Genomic DNA, 19,832 nt, shown 5'->3' on the forward strand with positions numbered 1-19,832 from the left:
TAAGCTAAATGAGTCAAGATGTTAAGTATGATGTGCATGATATGCCAAAGCCAGGTTTGCTTTTAGGACTATCCTTTCAGCACTTGTTCGCCATGTTTGGGGCGACAGTCTTGGTACCGATTCTGGTGGGGATTGACCCAGCGGTGGCCCTCTTTTCCAGCGGTCTGGGGACACTGGCCCATCTGACTGTTACCAAGTACAAGATTCCGGCTTACATGGGATCCAGCTTTGCTTATATTGCAGCCATGCAGATGCTGATGAAGACAGATGGTATCGGAGCGGTTGCACAGGGAGCCATCACTGGTGGTTTGGTCTACTTTATTGTAGCACTGATTGTTAAGTTTGCTGGCAATGCTTGGATTGATAAGGTGTTGCCGCCAGTAGTAGTTGGCCCCATCATCATGGTCATCGGTCTGAGCTTGGCTGGGACAGCTGTTAGCGATGTGATGAACAAGACTGTAGCTAATGGCGAAAAGGTTTATGATTTGACCTACTTCATTATCGGTATGGTTACTCTCTTGGCAGTCATCCTCTTTAATATTTATGGTAAGAAGATTGTGGGAATCATCCCAGTCTTGCTGGGCTTGATAGTCGGCTACATCTTTAGCTTGATTCTAGGGGCTGTGACTGGGCAGGAAATTGTGTCTTTTGCCAAGGTAGGAGAAGCATCTTGGTTCCACCTTCCGCCTATGAGTCTGCCTTTCTTGGACTATGATGTGAAATTTTACCCAAGCGCAATCTTGACTATGGCGCCTATCGCCTTTGTAACTATGACAGAGCATTTCGGTCATGTTATGGTTCTGAATAGTCTGACAGGCAAGGACTTCTTCAAGGATCCGGGTCTAGACAAGACTTTGACTGGAGATGGTCTGGCTCAGATTATTGCAGGGCTTTTCGGAGCACCGCCAGTGACTAGCTACGGAGAGAATATCGGAGTCATGGCGCTCAATAAAATCTACAGTGTCTATGTCATTGCAGGTGCAGCAGTACTGGCTATTGTCATGAGCTTTGTGGGAAAGGTCTCAGCCCTGCTCCAATCCATCCCGAGTCCTGTGCTGGGTGGTATTTCCATCGCCCTCTTTGGGGTAATTGCTTCGAGCGGTCTCAAGATTCTGATTGAGGCACAGACCAACTTTGACAATAAAAAGAATCTCTTGATTGCCAGTGTCATCTTGGTATCTGGTATCGGGGGTCTGACCTTGCAGCTGTCTGGTCTGCAAATCTCAGGAGTTGCCTTATCAACTATTCTGGGAATTGTCCTCTATCTTGTCCTGCCTGAGCCCAAGGATTGAGCTAGGCGATAAATCATTAACTTTTGTTCAAAAATAGCTTGCTCTCAGAGCGACTTTACTTGCAGCACTCTGGAAGCCCTCATTCTTTCATAAAGGAGAATTACATCATGTCATCCAATCAAATCGCTCTTAAGAACCTTGTTTCTATGGAAACTCTGTCAAATGAAGAAGTTATGGCCTTGATTAAACGCGGAATCGAATTTAAAAATGGCGCTAAAGTCCATTATGATGAGCAGCATATCGTGTCTAACCTCTTTTTTGAACCTTCGACTCGTACCCACAAGGCCTTTGAGGTAGCAGAGTTGAAGTTAGGCTGCGATCTTCTGGACTTTGATGTCAAGACCAGCTCGGTCAATAAAGGAGAAACCTTGTATGACACTATACTGACAATGTCTGCCCTAGGCGTTGATGTCTGTGTCATTCGCCACCCAGAAGTGGACTATTACAAAGAGCTAGTGGAAAGCCCGACCATTACGACTTCCATCGTTAACGGAGGAGACGGTTCTGGTCAGCATCCTAGCCAAAGCTTGCTGGATTTGATGACCATTTATCAAGAGTTTGGTCGCTTTGAAGGACTTAAGGTTGCGATTGCTGGTGACTTGGACCATTCGCGTGTGGCTAAGTCAAATATGCAAATTCTCAAGCGCTTGGGTGCAGAGCTCTACTTTGCAGGTCCGGAAGAATGGCGGAGCCAAGAGTTTGCGGACTATGGTAAGTTTGTCACCATTGATGAGGTGATTGAAGAAGTGGATGTCATGATGTTCCTGCGCGTGCAGCATGAGCGTCATGACTACGAGTCCATCTTTTCTAAAGAAAATTACCACAGACTGCATGGGCTGACTCAAGAGCGGTATGACCGCATGAAAGATACAGCGATTCTCATGCATCCGGCTCCAGTTAACCGTGATGTAGAAATTGCGGATCATCTGGTCGAAGCACCAAAATCGCGTATCGTTGAACAAATGACCAACGGCGTCTTTGTCAGAATGGCTATTATCGAAGCAGTTCTGAAAGGCCGTCAATAATCTCGGACAGTAGGCCGGGAGTGGGTGAGGCTATGTAAAGCAATCCCACTCCCTATTATTATATATCTTATGTGGATGGTCATGGGCGGTCTGCATCTTGGACAGGAGGGAACAATGGCAAAGAGACTTTTAATATTAGAAAATGGCATGATTTTCGATGGGGAAGCTTTTGGAGCGGATCTTTTCGTGACAGGCGAAATCGTCTTTAACACAGGCATGACTGGCTATCAGGAATCGATTACAGATCAGTCTTATAACGGCCAGATTTTGACCTTTACCTATCCTTTGGTGGGAAATTATGGTGTCAACCGGGACGACTATGAATCTATTCTGCCGACCTGTAAGGGAGTGGTGGTCTATGAGTATGCTCGTCGTGCCAGTAACTGGCGCCAGCAATTGTCTTTGGATGAGTTCCTCAAAATCAAGAAGATACCAGGCATTTCGGGAATTGATACAAGGGCACTAACCAAGATTATCCGCCAGCATGGAACCATGCGGGCAACCATTGCCAATGCAGAGGATAGCATTGAGCATTTGCAAGACCAGCTGCAGGCTACAGTTCTGCCGACTGATAACATCAAGCAGGTGTCTACCAAGCAGTCCTATCCAGCTCCGGGAACGGGTCGCAGCGTGGTATTGGTGGACTTTGGTCTCAAGCACTCTATCCTGCGGGAGTTAGCCAAGCGTAACTGCAGCGTGACAGTAGTACCTTATGATACCAGCGCTGAGGAAATTCTCCAGCTCAATCCTGACGGCGTCATGCTGTCCAATGGACCGGGCAATCCAGAAGATGTGCCGGAGGCTCTGGACATGATTCGTGGTGTTCAGGGCAAAATTCCAATTTTCGGAATCTGTATGGGGCATCAGCTCTTCTCCATGGCTAACGGTGCTAAGACGCATAAGATGAAGTTCGGCCATCGTGGCTTCAATCATGCGGTACGCGAGATTGCGACAGGCCGAGTTGACTTTACCAGTCAAAATCACGGCTATGCCGTCAGCCGTGAGGATTTGCCGGAATGCCTGATTGTGACTCATGAAGAAATTAATGATAAGTCTGTCGAAGGTGTGCGCCATCGGGATTATCCTGCCTTTTCTGTGCAGTTCCACCCGGATGCTGCGCCGGGACCGCATGATGCAGACTATCTCTTTGATGAGTTTATGGAAATGATGGATGCCCATCAGGCTTACTAGGAAGCAAGATTGAGAGGTGCACTATGCCAAAACGTAAAGATATTCAGAAAATTATGGTCATCGGTTCTGGTCCTATCGTTATCGGTCAGGCTGCGGAGTTTGACTATGCTGGGACTCAGGCTTGCCTGTCCTTGAAAGAAGAGGGCTACAGTGTTGTCTTGGTTAATTCTAACCCAGCGACCATTATGACGGACAAGGAAATTGCAGACCGAGTTTATATCGAGCCTATCACGCTGGAGTTTGTTGCGAGGATTTTGCGCAAGGAGCGGCCGGATGCTCTTCTGCCTACTCTGGGTGGCCAGACCGGACTCAATATGGCCATGGAATTATCCAAGTCAGGGCTTTTAGAAGAGCTGGGAGTGGAACTCTTAGGGACCAAGTTATCGGCCATTGACCAAGCGGAAGACCGGGATCTCTTCAAGCAGCTGATGGAAGAACTTGGCCAGCCCATCCCTGAGTCAGAAATTGTCAATACAGTGGATGAAGCGCTGGAATTTGCGGCTGGCATCGGCTATCCAGTCATTGTCCGTCCGGCTTTTACACTGGGAGGAACTGGCGGCGGTATCTGTAGCAATGAAGAAGAGCTGCAGGAAATCGCAGAAAACGGCCTCAAACTTTCTCCTGTTACTCAGTGTCTAATCGAGCGATCTATAGCGGGCTTTAAGGAAATCGAATACGAAGTCATGCGGGATGGCGCCGACAATGCGCTAGTCGTCTGTAATATGGAAAACTTTGACCCAGTCGGCATTCACACAGGGGATTCAATCGTCTTTGCGCCTAGTCAGACTATCTCAGACTATGAATACCAGATGCTGCGGGACGCCAGTCTCAAGATTATTCGAGCGCTGAAGATTGAGGGGGGCTGTAATGTACAGCTGGCTCTGGACCCGCATAGTTTCAAATACTATGTCATCGAGGTCAATCCGCGGGTTTCCCGCTCATCAGCCCTAGCCTCTAAGGCGACTGGCTATCCGATTGCCAAGCTGGCGGCGAAAATCGCAGTCGGGCTTACATTGGATGAAATCATCAATCCGGTAACAGGCTCTACCTATGCTATGTTTGAGCCGGCTCTGGACTATGTGGTCGCTAAAATTCCACGCTTTCCATTTGATAAATTTGAGCAGGGTGAGCGTCGTCTGGGAACCCAGATGAAGGCGACGGGCGAAGTCATGGCTATCGGTCGCAATATCGAGGAGAGTCTGCTCAAGGCCTGTCGCTCTTTAGAAGTTGGTGTGGACCACAACGAGTTGCCTGCTCTCAGTCAAGTAAGCGATGACGAGCTGATGAGGAAGATTGTCAAGGCGCAAGATGACCGGCTTTTCTATATCTCAGAGGCTATTCGCCGTGGTTACAGTCCGGATGAAATTGCCGAGCTGACCAAGATTGATGTCTTTTTCCTGGATAAACTGCTCCATATTTACGAAATTGAGCAGGAACTGGCTAGTCATATCGGAGATAGCTATGTCCTTAAGAAAGCCAAGCAAAATGGCTTTGCGGATACTAAGATTGCATCCTTGTGGGACATGACAACCGAGCAGGTGCGTCGCATCCGGCAGGAGCAGAAGATTGTACCGGTTTACAAGATGGTGGATACCTGTGCTGCTGAGTTCGAGTCTGCGACGCCTTATTTCTACTCTACCTATGGCTTTGAAAACGAATCTGTCAAATCCAGTAAGGAATCTGTTCTGGTGCTGGGCTCAGGTCCTATCCGAATCGGGCAAGGGGTTGAGTTTGACTATGCGACCGTTCATTCTGTAAAGGCTATTCAGGCAGCTGGTTATGAAGCGATTATCATGAACAGCAATCCGGAGACTGTATCGACTGACTTTTCTGTCTCTGATAAGCTCTACTTTGAGCCGCTGACCTTTGAAGATGTCATGAATGTCATTGAGTTGGAGCAGCCTAAAGGTGTTATCGTTCAGTTTGGCGGACAGACAGCCATTAATCTGGCAGAGCCACTGTCCAAGGCAGGTGTTAAGATTTTAGGCACCCAAGTAGCGGACTTGGATCGAGCTGAAGATCGGGATCTCTTTGAGCAGGCGCTGAAGGAGCTGGATATTCCGCAGCCGCCAGGTCAGACAGCTACTAATGAAGAGGAAGCAATAGAAGCAGCCCGTAAGATTGGCTTCCCTGTTCTGGTGCGGCCTTCCTATGTCTTGGGTGGCCGTGCCATGGAAATCGTAGAAAACGAAGCAGATCTACGCTCTTATATGCGGACAGCGGTTAAGGCCAGTCCAGACCATCCAGTTTTGGTTGATTCTTACATTGTTGGGGATGAGTGCGAGGTGGATGCCATTTCAGATGGCCGTCATGTCTTGATTCCTGGGATTATGGAGCATATCGAGCGCGCAGGAGTTCACTCAGGAGATTCCATGGCAGCCTATCCGCCGCAAACCCTATCGCAGAAAGTCAAGGATACCATTGCAGACTATACCAAGCGTTTGGCTCTAGGACTGAACTGTATCGGCATGATGAATATTCAGTTCGTCATCCAAGATGAGCAGGTCTATGTCATTGAGGTCAATCCACGGGCTAGCCGGACTGTTCCTTTCTTGTCCAAGGTGACTGATATTCCAATGGCACAAGTAGCGACTCGTTTGATTCTTGGGGAAACTTTGGCAGAGCTGGGCTATGAAGATGGTCTCCATCCAGAAAGTTCCATGGTTCATATCAAGGCGCCAGTCTTCTCCTTTACTAAGTTGGCGAAGGTTGACAGTCTTTTGGGACCAGAGATGAAGTCTACTGGCGAAGTCATGGGCAGTGATCGCACGCTCGAAAAAGCACTCTACAAGGCCTTTGAGGCTTCCTATCTCCATCTGCCAAACTTTGGCAATGTCGTCTTTACTATTGCAGACGATAGCAAGGAAGAAGCCCTAGAGCTGGCTAAGCGTTTTGCTAATATTGGCTATGGTATCTGGGCAACAAAGGGAACAGCCTCTTATTTTGAAAATCACGGCCTACACGTCCGTCTGGTGGAAAAAATCGGCAGTGATGATAACAAGGATATCCCAGCCTATATCCGCAAGGGCAAGGTTCAGGCTATTATCAACACGGTCGGAACCAAGCGGACAGCTGACAAGCATGGTCAAATTATCCGTAGCTCAGCTATTGAGCATGGAGTACCACTCTTCACAGCCTTGGACACGGCCGATGCCATGCTGAAGGTGCTGGAAAGCCGCAGTTTCACTACAGAGGCGATATAGAGCTGGAGTTTTTAGTTCCAGATTGTTATTTGACAGTCTCAAAGTCTGAAAAGTAATCTCATACAGCAAACATTGAGAAAAGAATCTGTCCAAGCTTATTCTATCCTTGAATAGTCATAATAAATAACCTTTCAAATATATTAAATTAAAAGCAAAGAGGAAGTGGGAAAGAATCCTACTTCCTTTTTCTTTATTTTCTTAAAACAACTTGACAAAGAAGTTGACAAAGTGTATGATATTAACCAGTTAATAAACTGGTTAATAATAAGTTAAGGAGATATTATGAAACGCACTTTAAAATTCTCAGCTTGCCTTAGCCTGCTGGCCCTGGCCTTGTGTCTCGGGGCTTGTCAGTCTCAAAAGGAATCCAGTCCATCTAGTCCGTCGCAAGGATTGAGGATCGTAACCAGCTTTTATCCTATCTACTCTATGGTCAAGGCTATATCGGGCGATCTGAATGACGTGCGCATGATTCAGTCTAGCAGCGGTATTCATGATTTTGAGCCTTCAGCCAATGATGTGGCAGCCATCTATGATGCAGATATCTTTGTTTATCACTCACGGACTTTGGAGTCCTGGGCGGGTGAGCTGAATCCCAGTCTCAAGAATTCTAAGGTTCAAGTACTTGAGGCTTCTCAGGGCATGGAACTGGATCGGGTCGCTGGCTTAGAGGATGTCCAAGCTGGGCAGGGAGTGGATGAGAAGACGCTCTATGACCCCCATACATGGTTGGATCCTCAGAAGGCTTCGGAGGAGGCTCAGATTATCGCTGACAGGCTGTCGGAGCTGGATAGCGAGCATCGGGAGACTTATCAGGCCAATGCCCGCAAATTTCAAGAGGAGGCCAAAAAACTGACAGAACGCTATCAGGAGATTTTTGATAAAGTGCCCAACAAGACCTTTGTAACCCAGCATACAGCTTTTTCTTATCTAGCCAAGCGCTTCGGGCTGACCCAGCTGGGCATTGCAGGTATTTCACCGGAGCAGGAGCCTAGTCCGCGCCAGCTGACAGAGATAGAAGACTTTGTCAAGGAGCACCAGGTCAAGACCATTTTTGTGGAAAGCAATGCTTCTTCCAAAGTGGCTCAAACCTTGGTCAAGGCGACCGGTGTACAAATCAAGGAGCTGAATCCTCTGGAATCAGATCCAGCCAATCAACTATCTTATTTAGAAAATTTAGAAAAAAATCTAGCAGTTTTAGCTAAAGATTTGAAAGGATAAAAGACAATCATGAAAAAGAAATATTTCCTTGTTTCAGCAGCTGTATTAGCTCTCGGCGTCGGAACTTATGGGCTTATCCAATGGCAAGCTCAACCTCGAACTCAGACCAAAGATAACAAAGTAGCCTATATTGAGGACAAGACTTCGGGTGACAAGACGGATAAAAATTTGACATCTGACCAAATCAATGATGAGGAAGGTATTGAAGCAGAGCAGATTGTCGTGAAAATCACAGACAAAGGCTACGTCACTTCCCATGGAGACCATTATCATTACTTTGATGGAAAGGTGCCTTTTGATGCTATAATCAGCGAAGAGCTGATTATACGAGATCCTAACTACATGCTGCAGGAAGCGGATATTGTCAATGAGGTCAAGGATGGTTATATCATTAAGGTGGAGGGGAAGTATTATCTCTACCTCAAGGATGCCAAACATACCAGTAATGTCCGCTCGGTGGATGAGATTGCTCGGCAGAAGAAGCTGCATAAGACCAAGGAAGAAGGCGATAGTGGCAAATCTTCCACTACAAAATCAAGCAAGACCCGCGATTTCAGCCAGCCTAGCAAGTCCTTAGCTGCGGGAAAGACAGCCGCAGATCTTGCAGGAGTTTCTTATCAAGGCCAAGGGGGATATAGGACGGATGATGGTTATACGTTCAGTCCCTCTGACGTCATCGAGGATACTGGCGATGCTTTTATCGTGCCGCATGGCGGGCATTTTCACTACATTCCCAAGAGCGACCTGTCGCCGGCAGAATTGGCTGCGGCTCAGAGCTACTGGAATAGCAGGCGGGCTGGCGGAAGGGTGAATCCGCCTAACTACAGTAGGACGATTGCTTCTTCCAATACTTGGAACCAGAATAGTGCTATCAATCAGGGTGGACCAGTAGTCTCAAATCCGACTCCACAGCTGCCAAATCATTCAAAGATTGAGCAGCCAAGTCATGGCTTAGCGGTTACGCAACCGAGTCCGTCCAATCCGCTCCAACCGTCTCAACCATCTCAGCCATCCTTGCCAAGTCTGCTGCAGCAACTCTATGCCCTGCCTCAGTCTCAGCGCTATCATGAAGGGGACGGCGTGGTGTTTGACCCGCTGAAAATCAGCCGTCGGACAGAAAATGGAGTCGTTATACCCCACGGAGACCACCATCATTTCATTCCTTATGACAAGCTATCAGACTTGGAAGCGAAGATTGCCCGCTTGATTCCTATTGGTTATACTTACAAGCCGCTAGGAGATCCTCTGCAAGCTTTGAAGCCTCAGCTACCGTCACAGCCTGAGCACGACCATGGTTTTCATGCGGAGGCTGTCATTGGCAAGGACGAGCAAGGCTACATGGTATCGCACGGAGACCATGCTCATTACTTTTACAAGAAAGACTTGACTGCTGAACAGATTCAAGCAGCGGAGCAGGTCTTGGCCAAGCAGCAGCCAGTAAAACCGTCTGCAGCAGTCAATGATGCTGAACGCTATTCACGCGATGCCAGTGATGAGGAAAAGATTGCTTATATCTGCCAAACCTATGGTGTTCCCAAGGAAGCGGTTCGCATCTCAAATGCCTTCTTTGTCTTTAATAACCCTGACCAAGCCTATGATCCGACACATATCCACCCCTATGCTGTCCGCAAGGAGCATGTTCGCATTCCTCTGGTAACGGGAAATGCAGAGCTGGACTTCATGAATGAGCTCTATACAACAGCCCTGCGCTCAGGTCTTTCGCCTTACAGTCTGCAGGTGGAAGATGGTCAGTTTGTCATTCCTCATGGCGACCATAACCACTATATCAAAATCCAGTCCAAGGGCGCAGCAGAAGCCTTGAAAAATCGTCTGCCTCAGATTCAATCTAAGTATGAGCAGGGCGATTATGATGAGGCCGCTATTTTGCAAAAAGTAGAAAGCCTAAAAGCGGACAGTCAGCGTCTCTATGCCGATGATCCTCTTATGCAGCGGCGGATTGAGCTTGCTTTGGGGCAGTTTGTAGAAACCATGAAGAAGCTGCCAAGCAACTCAACAGCCGGCTACCTGAGCAGTCTGGATAACTTTGATAAGCAGTTTATCCATGTGGATCAGACGGTCAAGCCAATCCAAGAGACCGAGCTAGACAAGACCTATCAAGGGCTTTTGGAGAGAATGAACCGGCTTGACACGGATAGCTATGGGCTGAAGAAAGCTGACTTGTTGCAGCGTCTGCAAAATGCTTATGCTAGCCAAAATCAAGATGAAATGGCAGAGCTAGGACAAGTATTATCCGCTTTAGAAGATTATCATGATCGGACAGGCGTCACAGCGGTTGATTATATTCGTTATTTCTACCAAGCATTAGAGGATGGGCGCTTGAGCCCTGAGCTGCGCAGAAAAGCGGCTGGGCTGACCTTGACACTCTATAAGTCCCAAGCCTTTATAGAAGCGACCAATCTTCAGCAGCTTTTCCCTGCGCTCTATCAGACTAAGAAAGAGATTGCAGCTGCCCTTGCTAGCGGTCAGCTTTCTCCGTCCTCTGAAAAGACAGAGCTGGATCAGGGAGAGCCAGATCAGCCAACCTATAAGGCCATGATTTATGACTTTTTGAAGGGGATTTATGATGATTTTGGAACCTCGGATGATAGTGAGAAGAGTGCTCAAGCCCTTGTCTTCCTTGGAAAAGCGCAGGAACTGCTTGGAGAAGTAAAGAACCAAAACAGCCGAGCAGACTATGCAGCTAGAATCTTAGAACTAGGCAAGGAATTAAAGAGCAGCAGCTCAGACAAGCAAGCTCTGCTGACAGCAAGTCAGAAGCTTTTAGATCAGATGAGCCGGACTATTGCTGGACAAAAGGAAGAGCTGGCTAATACGGAAAATCAGGAAGTTTATCAACAGCTTTATAATCTACTCATGTCTATCCATCAGTATTTGGAAAAGAATCAAGGAAGTGAGCAGCAATACCAGCAGCTGGACCAGCTTTTTGATAAGCTTGGACAGAGAGCTACTGACAAGAAAGAGCTGCTCAAGGAAATCTTGGCCTTCCAGCAGTCACTCGTCCATCCTGAGGGGTCAAGCGACTCTGATTCTCAGCATAGGGACGATGATGGCTATCATTTTAATCTTCAGGATATGGTCGGAGCGGACGAGCAAGGCTATCGGGTAGCCCATCTGGATCACGAGCACTATATTTACAAGAAGGACTTGTCAGAAGCCGAGCGTCAAGCAGCAGATGCCTATGCGGTGCAAAAAGGCTTCCTGAAAGCACTGGCTGAACAACCTGCTTCTGGTCAGGTATCAAGCAGCAGTGCTCCAGAAACTGCGCAAAATGGCAATCTACCTTCCGAATCTACCACTAGAGAAGCAGCTCAAAACCAATCTGACAAACCAGCAGAAGCTTTGACAGCAACAAACCCAATTGGTCAATCAAGTTTAGCAGCGAGTTTTGGCATGACAGAGGAAGCATTCAACCAGAAATTGCAGGAGCTTTCTCAGCTCTACGGTGTCAGCCCAGATACTTTCAGCTATAATGTAGCAAGCAGAAGCATCAGCTTTACAGGAGCTGACGGCCAACTGAAAACTGTTCAGATTAGCTAAGCTTACATTTTGATGTAAAACAAGAATAAAACGAATGATGAAGATCAAGCCAAGTCTAAGACCATCATTCGTTTTTGATTTTGACACCCCTATACTTATTTGCATGATATTGTGTTAAAATAAACAGAGAACAGTAGTATGCTAAAGCAAGTTCAGAAGGAATTTCTTGAGGACCTTCATAAACAACGTGAGGAAGAAAATCAGAATAATAATCAATAAGGCTGGGAATAAGTTGAAATTTCATTAACTTAAAAGAAGACGCTATATGGCAATAAGAGGAAAAATGATGAAAAGAGATAATATATTCATAGAAGAAAAAATTAATGAATTAATTAAAATTAACAACTCATCAATTGATGAGTTGGTTGAAGAATTGGAAAAATTAAAGCAAGGTATAAATCCCTACAAGCGTCCGATAGAAAAAGTTATCAGATCAGTACAACTTGATAATTCTGTTTGCCAAAAAGAGAATATGATAGCCACCTACACTGCAGGCTACTCTATTGAGAAATTCAAAGAAGAGTACCTTAAATTTGTTGATAGCCTTCTCCCTGTTTGGTTTAGTAATTCAGGATATGATGAAATGATCTATGCCCTTTCCATTGGGATTCTTTTAGAGATTGACGAAGTGACTTTTGATAAATTGGTGGATTTAGTCAAAAAGGATGATCCAGAGGACTATTTGATTGATTATCTAATCCAGTATCGTCATCCAGATTGGAAGATTCGGATAAACTATAATTTCCCAAGACCCTATGGCTTTACTCGAAAGATCATCGAGGAAGAAAATTCTGAAAATGCCGTAGCTCTTCTGAAAGAATATCTGGAGAAAAAATGGTATCAGGGAAGCAGAGATGAAGGCTGGTATGATTTGCATAAGCGGAATATTGATAATTATTATGGCTATTGGTCCTTTGAATCAGGCGCTATTTGCAAAATCAAGGGCTTGGATTACAAGGAATTGGAAGGTGTCCCGTATTTCCCTTATGATTTGGTTGCTGAAGGAGCGAAAGACTAGTGTGTGCTAAGAGATATTTAAGTGATAGAATTAGTGGCTTACAGAAGTAATGGCCGTACCCTTTATAAAAACGAACAAACAAAATTAAAATCAACAGAGGAATGAGAAAGGTAATAAAAAATGAAAACGATTTATTTAAGTCAAAAAGACATGTTGGAAATCTGTCAAGATGGTGATAAGTATTTCTTGCGTTATCCAACTTTTAATATTACCTGCCCAGAAGTGATTAGAGAAATTCCCAAAGAAGCTGCAGATAGTTACATGTCGGGAGAACATACTGGCAAAGAGTTGATGACTTATGCGCAATATGGTTTTTGGAAATCTAAAAAACAGTATACACGAGAAGAATCTGGTAAGCTCTTCATCGAAGATCATCCTTCCTTTATTTTGAAAAATCCTGAAAATAGCCGTCCTCTTTTTACAGCAGAAGAATTTAGACAAATCGCCACTCAAGCCATCTCTTCAGAACTAAAGCCAACTGAACTTGATGCTATTGGTACAGTTGATAATCATTTGGAGCTTCTTCTAGTGGATCCAGTTGACTGGCAGGAAGAAATAGAGGCAGTCCATCTGGAAATTCTGCAGGAAAAAATTAACAACTATATCTACTTCCTCGAAAGTAAGCAGTATGTGGCACGATACGGTGATAACTTTGATAAAAAAGTCATCAATATCACCTTTCAATACTCCCCTTCTGACAACGGATTAGCTTTTCTAGCTGCTGCTCAGAAGACATTGCAGAATACGGATATGAGTTTGAAGATAGAATTGCCGGAGTGAGAAAAAACCACAGAAATTCCTCGTGAAGTTCTGTGGTTTCGTTTTTACTCTTGATAGGAAACAATGCCGATGATGGTATCGACAGCGCGTTCCATGGTTTCTAGGCTGACATATTCGAAGCGGCCGTGCATGTTCTCGCCGCCGGCAAAGAGGTTGGGAGTCGGGATACCCATAAAGGAAATTTTAGAGCCGTCAGTTCCGCCACGGATAGGCTCGATGGCAGGTTGGATGTCTAGGCTTTCCATGACTGCTTTGGCGATATGGATAGGTGTCATGTCCTTTTCAATGACCTGCTTCATGTTGTAATACTGGTCTTTGAGGGTCAGGATAACACGCTCGCTTCCCAGCTCTTGGTTCATCTTATCAGCAATGGCCTGCATAGAAGCTTTGCGATTTTCAAAAGCCTCTGTCTCAAAGTCGCGGACAATGTAGCTAGCTTGAGCTTCTTCGACAGTACCGATCAGGTTCATCAGGTGGTAGAAGCCTTGGTAGCCCTCAGTCTTCTCTGGCCGGTCGGCTTCTGGCAGCTGGTTGTGGAAGTCAATAGCCAGCTGGAGAGCATTGACCATCTGGTCTTTAGCAGTTCCTGGATGGACATTGAGGCCTTGGAAGGTCAGCTCTGCTCCAGCAGCGCTAAAGGTTTCGTACTGGAGCTCACCTAGAGGTCCGCCATCCACTGTGTAGGCAAAGTCCACATCGAAGTCTTCAGCGTCAAACTTATCAGCCCCGATACCGATTTCCTCATCCGGTCCAAAGCCAACTCGAATTTCTCCATGCTTGATTTCTGGATGGGCAGACAGGTATTCGATAGCAGTCATGATTTCAGCAATACCTGACTTGTCGTCTGCTCCCAAAAGAGTGGTTCCATCAGTTGTAATTAAGGTTTGGCCCTTGTATTTATGGAGACTGGAAAAGTCCGCAGGATCTAAGTTAAAGCCAGATTGCCCCAGCGGAATCACTCCACCGTCATAATTCTCAATGACCTGCGGCTGGATGTTTTCCGCGTTGAAATCCGCCGTATCCATGTGGGAAATAAAGCCAATCTTGCGGGTAAAGCTAGGGTCGTTGGCTGGCAGAGTTCCAATCGCAAAGCCGTTAGGCAGGTAGTAGACATTTTCCAAGCCAACCCTCTTCATTTCAGGAATGAGGACCTTGTTGGCAAAGTCCACTTGACTCTGGGTGCTGGGTGTAGTAGTAGATGTCTCGTCTGAGCGCGTGTTGACCTTGACATAGGTCAGGAAACGCTCTAAAAGATTAGGATATTTCATAAATGCTCCTTTTTCATTTCATTTAAATCTATTTTAGCATATTCAGGAGAGAGTGAGAAATGTTTTTCGTTTCTTGGGTATAAAGGCAAAATCTAGCAATTAGTTTTATATCTTGTCAAAATCTGGTAAACTATATCTATGCAAATGGAAAAAATAATCAGCAAAGCTGTGATTTTGGGGGCTTCGGGAGGTATAGGTCGTCAGCTGGCTATAGAACTGGCTCAAAGGACAGACCAGCTGGTCTTGGTTGGCAGAGATGAAGCTAAACTCACTCAGTTGCAAGAGGACTTGTCTGGGGTTCAGGCCAAGCTTTCCTGCAGAGTTTTGGATTTGCTGGATGCGGCTGCTGTGGACGATTTTGCTCAGCAGCTAGAGGCAGATTTACTGATTAATTGCTGCGGTCTGGCTAATTTTGGTCCAGCGCTATCTCTTTCAGAAGCAGATGAAAAGGCCCTCTGGCAGGTCAATTACCAAGCACCGATTCAACTGATCAAGCAAGTTGCGGAGCGCAATTGCAAGGTAAGGCTTGTCCAGCTTTCATCACTAGCGGCACTTTGTCCCCATCCTTATCTGGCAGCTTACAGCGCCAGTAAGGCCGCTTTGCAGACCTACTGTCTAGCCTTGCAAGAAGAGCTGCGCCTCAAAGGCTCTGAAATGAGAGTTTGTCTTTATATACTGGGACCGGTTCGGACTGCCATCTTTCCTCCAGAGTTACAGAATGCTTTAGGTGGAAGTCAGTTGCAAATGAGCCCGAAGATAGCAGCACGACGCATCATCGGACTGCTCCAGCAAGGTTGTTCTTATGCGATAGTGGGCAAGAGATATCGGCTACTGGCTTGGCTCATGAAGCTACTTCCGCAAAGATGGATTATCCGTTGGATTGGCGCTTATCTACGAAAGGGGCTTTAATCATGAAACTTATTTTTTTCCAGCTGGCTGCTGCTTACCTGCTTCTCTTTATCTTGCGTTGGCTTTTGTCTTTGACTTATTTGAAAAAGGGGAAGAGCTCTTCATCGGACTTTCAAGAGGAGCTTTATACGGTGGTTCAGCCCATCCTATCTGGTGACCCTCGTTTGGAAAATGACTTACTAGCCAATCTCCAGCAGACAGAAGCAGTGGAATTTTACTGGCTGATTGATCAGTCTGACCCAGAGGCGCAGCGAGTGGCTGACAAGATTTGTCAAAATCCTTCTTATGCCCAGCGTATTCGCGTTTTTCTAATGGAGGATGTCCCACAGGGGATTAATCCTAAGAGTTATAAGATTGAGCAGATCATAGATGAGCTGACTCGGCCTTATCTGATTGTTCTCGACGACGACAGCGTCATCGATTTTTCAAAAATGGGAGAATTGACAGCTCATCTAGGTGAGAATGTTATTTTGACCGGCATTCCCTATAATCAAGAGCGAAGTAATTTCTGGTCCAAGCTAGTAGCGGCTTTTGTCAATGGAAATTCTTTTATTACCTATTTTACCATGGCAGAAGTCAAAGCCAACCACTCGATTAATGGAATGTTCTACGTTCTGCCACTTGAACTGGCTAGAGAGCAGAAGCTCTTCAGTGCTATAAAAGACTACCTATGTGATGATTTGGCTGTAGCGGATTTTCTGCGCAGCAAGGGAGTGGAGATTATCCAGACGCGGGTGACCTGTAATGTCCGGACCACTATCAAGGATGCCAAGCGATATCTGTTGCAGATGAAGCGTTGGCTGCTTTTTAGCTCTATCTATCTGAAGGAGCACTTGGACTGGAAGGTTATTATTTTAATTGCTCTGCCTAGTTTTCTGCCGCTTCCTGCCTTGCTTATTAGTTTCTTTCTTGGCTGGCCTTTTGTGCTGCTGGCTTTGCTTTTACTCTTGGTCAAGGCGGTTTGGATGCTGGCTTATCGTCGTCACATTCTATCCGGTCGGCCGCATCCTGATGAGGTGTTCTACGAAGTCCTGAATGACCTAGTCTTGCCTTGGCTTTTCCTCTATGTCTTGCTTAGTCCGCGGGTGATTAACTGGCGGGGAAGGAAGATTCGAGTGACGGATGGGAAAATCCGCTATGAGTAAGATGAAACAGTACTTGGATAAGTTGGATGCTCTGTCGACAGACCAAACCATGTTGAAATCTAGCAAGGTCTTGCTTTTTCTCAGTGGCAGCAGTCATTTGGAGAGTTCTAGTCTGACTGCAGGACAGCTTGAGTTTCTTGAGCAGATTTGTCCACCAGATTTCTCAGTAGTGCCCAGTAATTTTCCGTTTAATCAGGGATTTGAGCATGAGCGACAAACCCAAGTTTCCTTGTTGACAGCTTCCATTTCCAATATCCGTTACTATTGGCATACTCTCTACAATTCTCGCTTTCAGGAGGCTTTGCAGCGGCATTTATCTCCTTTACTGGATGTTGAGGATGCTGTCATTATCTGCAAGAGCTCGGGACTCAATATGCTGACCCAGTGGCTGGAGGATTTGGGTGAGGAAAAGCTGCCCTTCAGACTGAGAGTGATTGCGCTGGCGCCTGTTTCACGGAGACTCCTAAATCGCAAGGATATTGACTCGCTGGTCATTAAGGGAAAGAAGGATATTTACAGCAGATGTCTAGATGGCCATCCAGCTGATGTGGTGGTGGATAGCAACCATTTTGATTATGAATATAGGGAAGATGTGAAAGGATTAGTTTATGACTGGATTAGAAAAAGTGATAAAGATTGATGTGATTAGTGTGCCATTTAGTGGGCACCTGCTGCCTACTTTGACCTTAGTCAAGCATCTGCTGACGGATTCGCGTTTTCGGATTCGGGTCATCACTGGCTGCCAAAAGAAAGAGCTAGTAGAGGAAATTGGTTTTAACTGTCTGGCCCTCTTTCCAGAAAGACCGACGGTGATGGAGGATATCGCCAATACTCCGCAGCAAAGCAATCCTTTGATTACCTATCAGCAGTTTCGAGCCAATTCTAGACTAATTCCAGAAGTTATAGACGAATTAAATCGAATTTGGAAAGAGGGAGATCAACCGGATTTGGTCATAGCGGATTTTGTTGCTTCACCAGCAGGCCTGATTTCTGATCGCTTTGGCATCCCCTGGATAACCACGATTCCGAGTCCGGTTGCGATTGAGTGCCGGACGACAACTCCGACTTATTTAGGAGGCTGGAAACCTCACCAAGGTGTCTTGTACAAATTCAGAGATGCTTTAGGCAGGCAAGCTATTCGTTGTGGAAAGAAAATGGCCTTTGCTTTAGTCCGGAAGAGTTTGGGAGACTATCAAGATTTTAAACTCTATCGGGAAGACGGCACAGAAGCTATTTACTCGCCTTACTCTATCTTGGCTTTGGGCATGAAAGAGCTAGAATTTCGAGATGATTTTCCTAAGCATCTTCGCTGGGTTGGCTACAAATGCCTGTCCTTTGATCGTCTACCTGAAGCACATGAGTCTTATTTTGAGACCGAAAAGAAGCGGGTTTTAGTGACTTGCGGCACTCATTTGAAATGGGAGAAGGAGCGCATGGTGGAGCGGGCGAAAAAGCTAAGTCAGCTCTACCCAGATTACCTATTTTACGTTACCTTGGGTGAAGCTAGTGGCTTGGGCAATGCTCCGAAGAGACTTGCTGAAAACCTGCTGCTCTTTGACTATTTGCCTTATACAGATATCTTGGACAAGATAGATTTTGCCATTCACCATGCAGGGACGGGTATCATGATGGCTTGTATTGAGCAGGAGATTCCCAGTCTCATTTTGCCGCAGGATTATGACCAGTTTGACAATGCCGTTCGTGCTGAGCTAGCTCAGGTGGGGTTGGTTTCTCGCAAAAAGACCGATACAGAAGTTCTGCGGCTTTTTAAGGAATTGACAGATCGCACGGACTGGTCTCAGTTGAAAACTCTTGCCCAGCAAAGTAAAGAATATGAGCCTACAGAAATTCTCTATCAAGAGCTGGGGCGCCTGCTCAAGCTTAATTTATAAATGGAAAACTCAACAAACTATTAAAGCATACTTCTAATATTAAAGTGTCTGAATTATTAAATTTTCCTATTCTTTTCAAGGAATAGGTTTTTGGTCTATTCAAGTCTTTTTTAAGATGTTAAAATGAAAGTGATTACAAGAAAGTCGTTGGAAAGCCAGCTTGGCTTTCTCGGAGTGACTGAAGAGGAAAGATAATGAAGAAAGCAATTCTAATGATGACTTTTGGCTCGCCAGAGGAGATTAGCTTTGAGGGAGTGGCTGAATTTTTTACCAATATTCGCCGCGGTGTCAGGCCGCAAGACCATGAAATTCAGCCCCTCTATGATAACTATGTCCTCATCGGTGGAACGCCTCTGCAGCGTATCAGTCTAGAAGAGGTGGAAAAGGTCCGTCAGCGTTTGGCTGGCGAGTATGCGGTTTATTTTGCCAATAAATTCTCACGTCCTTTTATCCCAGACGTGATTGAGCAGATGGAAGAGGATGGTATTGAGGAATGTATCTGTTTGATTCTAGAGCCGCATTTTTCTTACTATTCTGTCATGGGCTATGAGAAGTTTATCCAGAGTGATTCCATCCGCTTTAATATCATTAAGGAATGGTATCAGGAAGAAGCTATTCTTGATTATTGGGCAGAGGAACTGAGAAAGATTCTTACAGAAGAGGTTGGAGAAGAGACCTTCAAGATTTTCTTTTCAGCCCACAGTGTGCCTATTCTGGCCTTGGATTTCGGAGATCCTTACATTGATCAGATCTATGACAATGCCCGTTTGATTGCTGCAAGGTTGGGTTTGACAGAGGAGGATTATCTCAACGTTTGGCAAAGTGAGAGTGACATCGGACTCCCTTGGATCAAGCCTGACGTGCTGGACTACATGCGCCAGCAAGAAACACATCCGAAGCATTATATTTTTGTGCCGATTAGCTTTATAAGTGAGCATATAGAGGTTCTTTTTGACAATGACGTGGAGTGTAAGGAACTTTGCAATGATCTGGGTGTTGCTTATCATAGACCGCCTATGCCCAATGCAGACGACCGTTTAATTGAGGCTCTGATTCAAACTATCCGCCGCCATGAACATGAACCCTTCAAAGAATGTTTTCCAGAAGAAGAAACCTTCGATGAATTACAGCCGTCGGAGGAGAGCAGCCAGATTCTTGCAGAGGCTGAAGAGCTGAAAATGCCAGATTTCGTCAAGAAGCTGATTGAGAAAAAAGGGCGCGAGAATGTTAAGATGCCATATTTTGTCAAGAAAATGCTGGAGAAAGCAGGAAAGCTACCCAAGAGTTGATTGTTCATATTCGTTGATGACTTTATAAGATCATTCTAGAA

The 19,832-nt window shown here is 45.8% G+C and carries 13 protein-coding genes and 2 pseudogenes; 14 read left to right on the plus strand and 1 reads right to left on the minus strand.

Features of this window, described 5'->3' with window-relative positions; genetic code table 11:
- The first annotated feature begins 8 nt into the window (after positions 1–8).
- From J1C91_RS05005 to J1C91_RS05045, 9 genes and pseudogenes are all read left to right on the plus strand, one after another.
- Positions 9–1,292: a uracil-xanthine permease family protein gene (locus tag J1C91_RS05005; protein WP_049547679.1), complete on the plus strand. Its 1,284-nt coding sequence runs from the start codon at positions 9–11 to the stop codon at positions 1,290–1,292.
- 107 nt (positions 1,293–1,399) lie between these two features.
- Positions 1,400–2,317, plus strand: coding sequence for an aspartate carbamoyltransferase catalytic subunit (locus J1C91_RS05010; RefSeq protein ID WP_002895276.1), 918 nt, complete (start codon positions 1,400–1,402; stop codon positions 2,315–2,317).
- Positions 2,318–2,431: 114 nt separating this feature from the next.
- Entirely contained in the window at positions 2,432–3,508 is a 1,077-nt protein-coding gene (locus tag J1C91_RS05015; protein WP_185761355.1) for a carbamoyl phosphate synthase small subunit, read from the plus strand.
- A gap of 23 nt (positions 3,509–3,531) precedes the next feature.
- Complete coding sequence (gene carB, locus J1C91_RS05020) at positions 3,532–6,711, plus strand: carbamoyl-phosphate synthase large subunit (protein ID WP_125439432.1); 3,180 nt, start codon at positions 3,532–3,534, stop codon at positions 6,709–6,711.
- Between the two features lie 282 nt (positions 6,712–6,993).
- A complete protein-coding gene (locus J1C91_RS05025; protein ID WP_125439434.1) occupies positions 6,994–7,932 on the plus strand; it encodes a metal ABC transporter solute-binding protein, Zn/Mn family in 939 nt (312 codons plus the stop codon).
- A 9-nt stretch (positions 7,933–7,941) separates the two neighbouring features.
- Positions 7,942–10,371, plus strand: a pseudogene (locus tag J1C91_RS05030) (pneumococcal-type histidine triad protein); the annotation flags it as partial.
- A gap of 621 nt (positions 10,372–10,992) precedes the next feature.
- A pseudogene (locus tag J1C91_RS05035) lies at positions 10,993–11,490 on the plus strand (pneumococcal-type histidine triad protein); the annotation flags it as partial.
- 265 nt (positions 11,491–11,755) lie between these two features.
- Positions 11,756–12,508, plus strand: a complete 753-nt coding sequence (locus tag J1C91_RS05040) for a PoNe immunity protein domain-containing protein (RefSeq protein ID WP_002909579.1) — start codon at positions 11,756–11,758, stop codon at positions 12,506–12,508.
- A 120-nt stretch (positions 12,509–12,628) separates the two neighbouring features.
- Entirely contained in the window at positions 12,629–13,288 is a 660-nt protein-coding gene (locus J1C91_RS05045) for a DUF6572 domain-containing protein (protein ID WP_002909580.1), read from the plus strand.
- A 44-nt stretch (positions 13,289–13,332) separates the two neighbouring features.
- Here the strand turns inward: J1C91_RS05045 and pepT are convergent, their stop codons facing one another.
- Positions 13,333–14,556, minus strand: coding sequence for a peptidase T (gene pepT, locus J1C91_RS05050; protein WP_002909581.1), 1,224 nt, complete (start codon positions 14,554–14,556; stop codon positions 13,333–13,335).
- 138 nt (positions 14,557–14,694) lie between these two features.
- Here pepT and J1C91_RS05055 point away from each other — a divergent pair, with 138 nt between their 5' ends.
- From J1C91_RS05055 to hemH, 5 genes are all read left to right on the plus strand, one after another.
- Positions 14,695–15,465 carry an SDR family NAD(P)-dependent oxidoreductase gene (locus J1C91_RS05055; RefSeq protein WP_002909582.1) on the plus strand — a complete coding sequence of 257 codons (771 nt, stop codon included), beginning with the start codon at positions 14,695–14,697 and terminating at the stop codon, positions 15,463–15,465.
- 2 nt (positions 15,466–15,467) lie between these two features.
- Positions 15,468–16,610, plus strand: a complete 1,143-nt coding sequence (locus tag J1C91_RS05060) for a glycosyltransferase (RefSeq protein WP_002909583.1) — start codon at positions 15,468–15,470, stop codon at positions 16,608–16,610.
- Entirely contained in the window at positions 16,603–17,250 is a 648-nt protein-coding gene (locus tag J1C91_RS05065) for a hypothetical protein (protein ID WP_002909584.1), read from the plus strand. Before J1C91_RS05060 ends, J1C91_RS05065 begins: the two co-directional genes overlap by 8 nt.
- Positions 17,219–18,502, plus strand: coding sequence for a glycosyltransferase (locus tag J1C91_RS05070; protein ID WP_002909585.1), 1,284 nt, complete (start codon positions 17,219–17,221; stop codon positions 18,500–18,502). Before J1C91_RS05065 ends, J1C91_RS05070 begins: the two co-directional genes overlap by 32 nt.
- 194 nt (positions 18,503–18,696) lie before the next feature.
- A complete protein-coding gene (gene hemH, locus J1C91_RS05075) occupies positions 18,697–19,791 on the plus strand; it encodes a ferrochelatase (RefSeq protein WP_002909586.1) in 1,095 nt (364 codons plus the stop codon).
- Positions 19,792–19,832 lie beyond the last annotated feature (41 nt).

This window comes from Streptococcus sanguinis, assembly GCF_050222175.1.
Classification (GTDB): Bacteria; Bacillota; Bacilli; order Lactobacillales; family Streptococcaceae; genus Streptococcus; species Streptococcus sanguinis_M.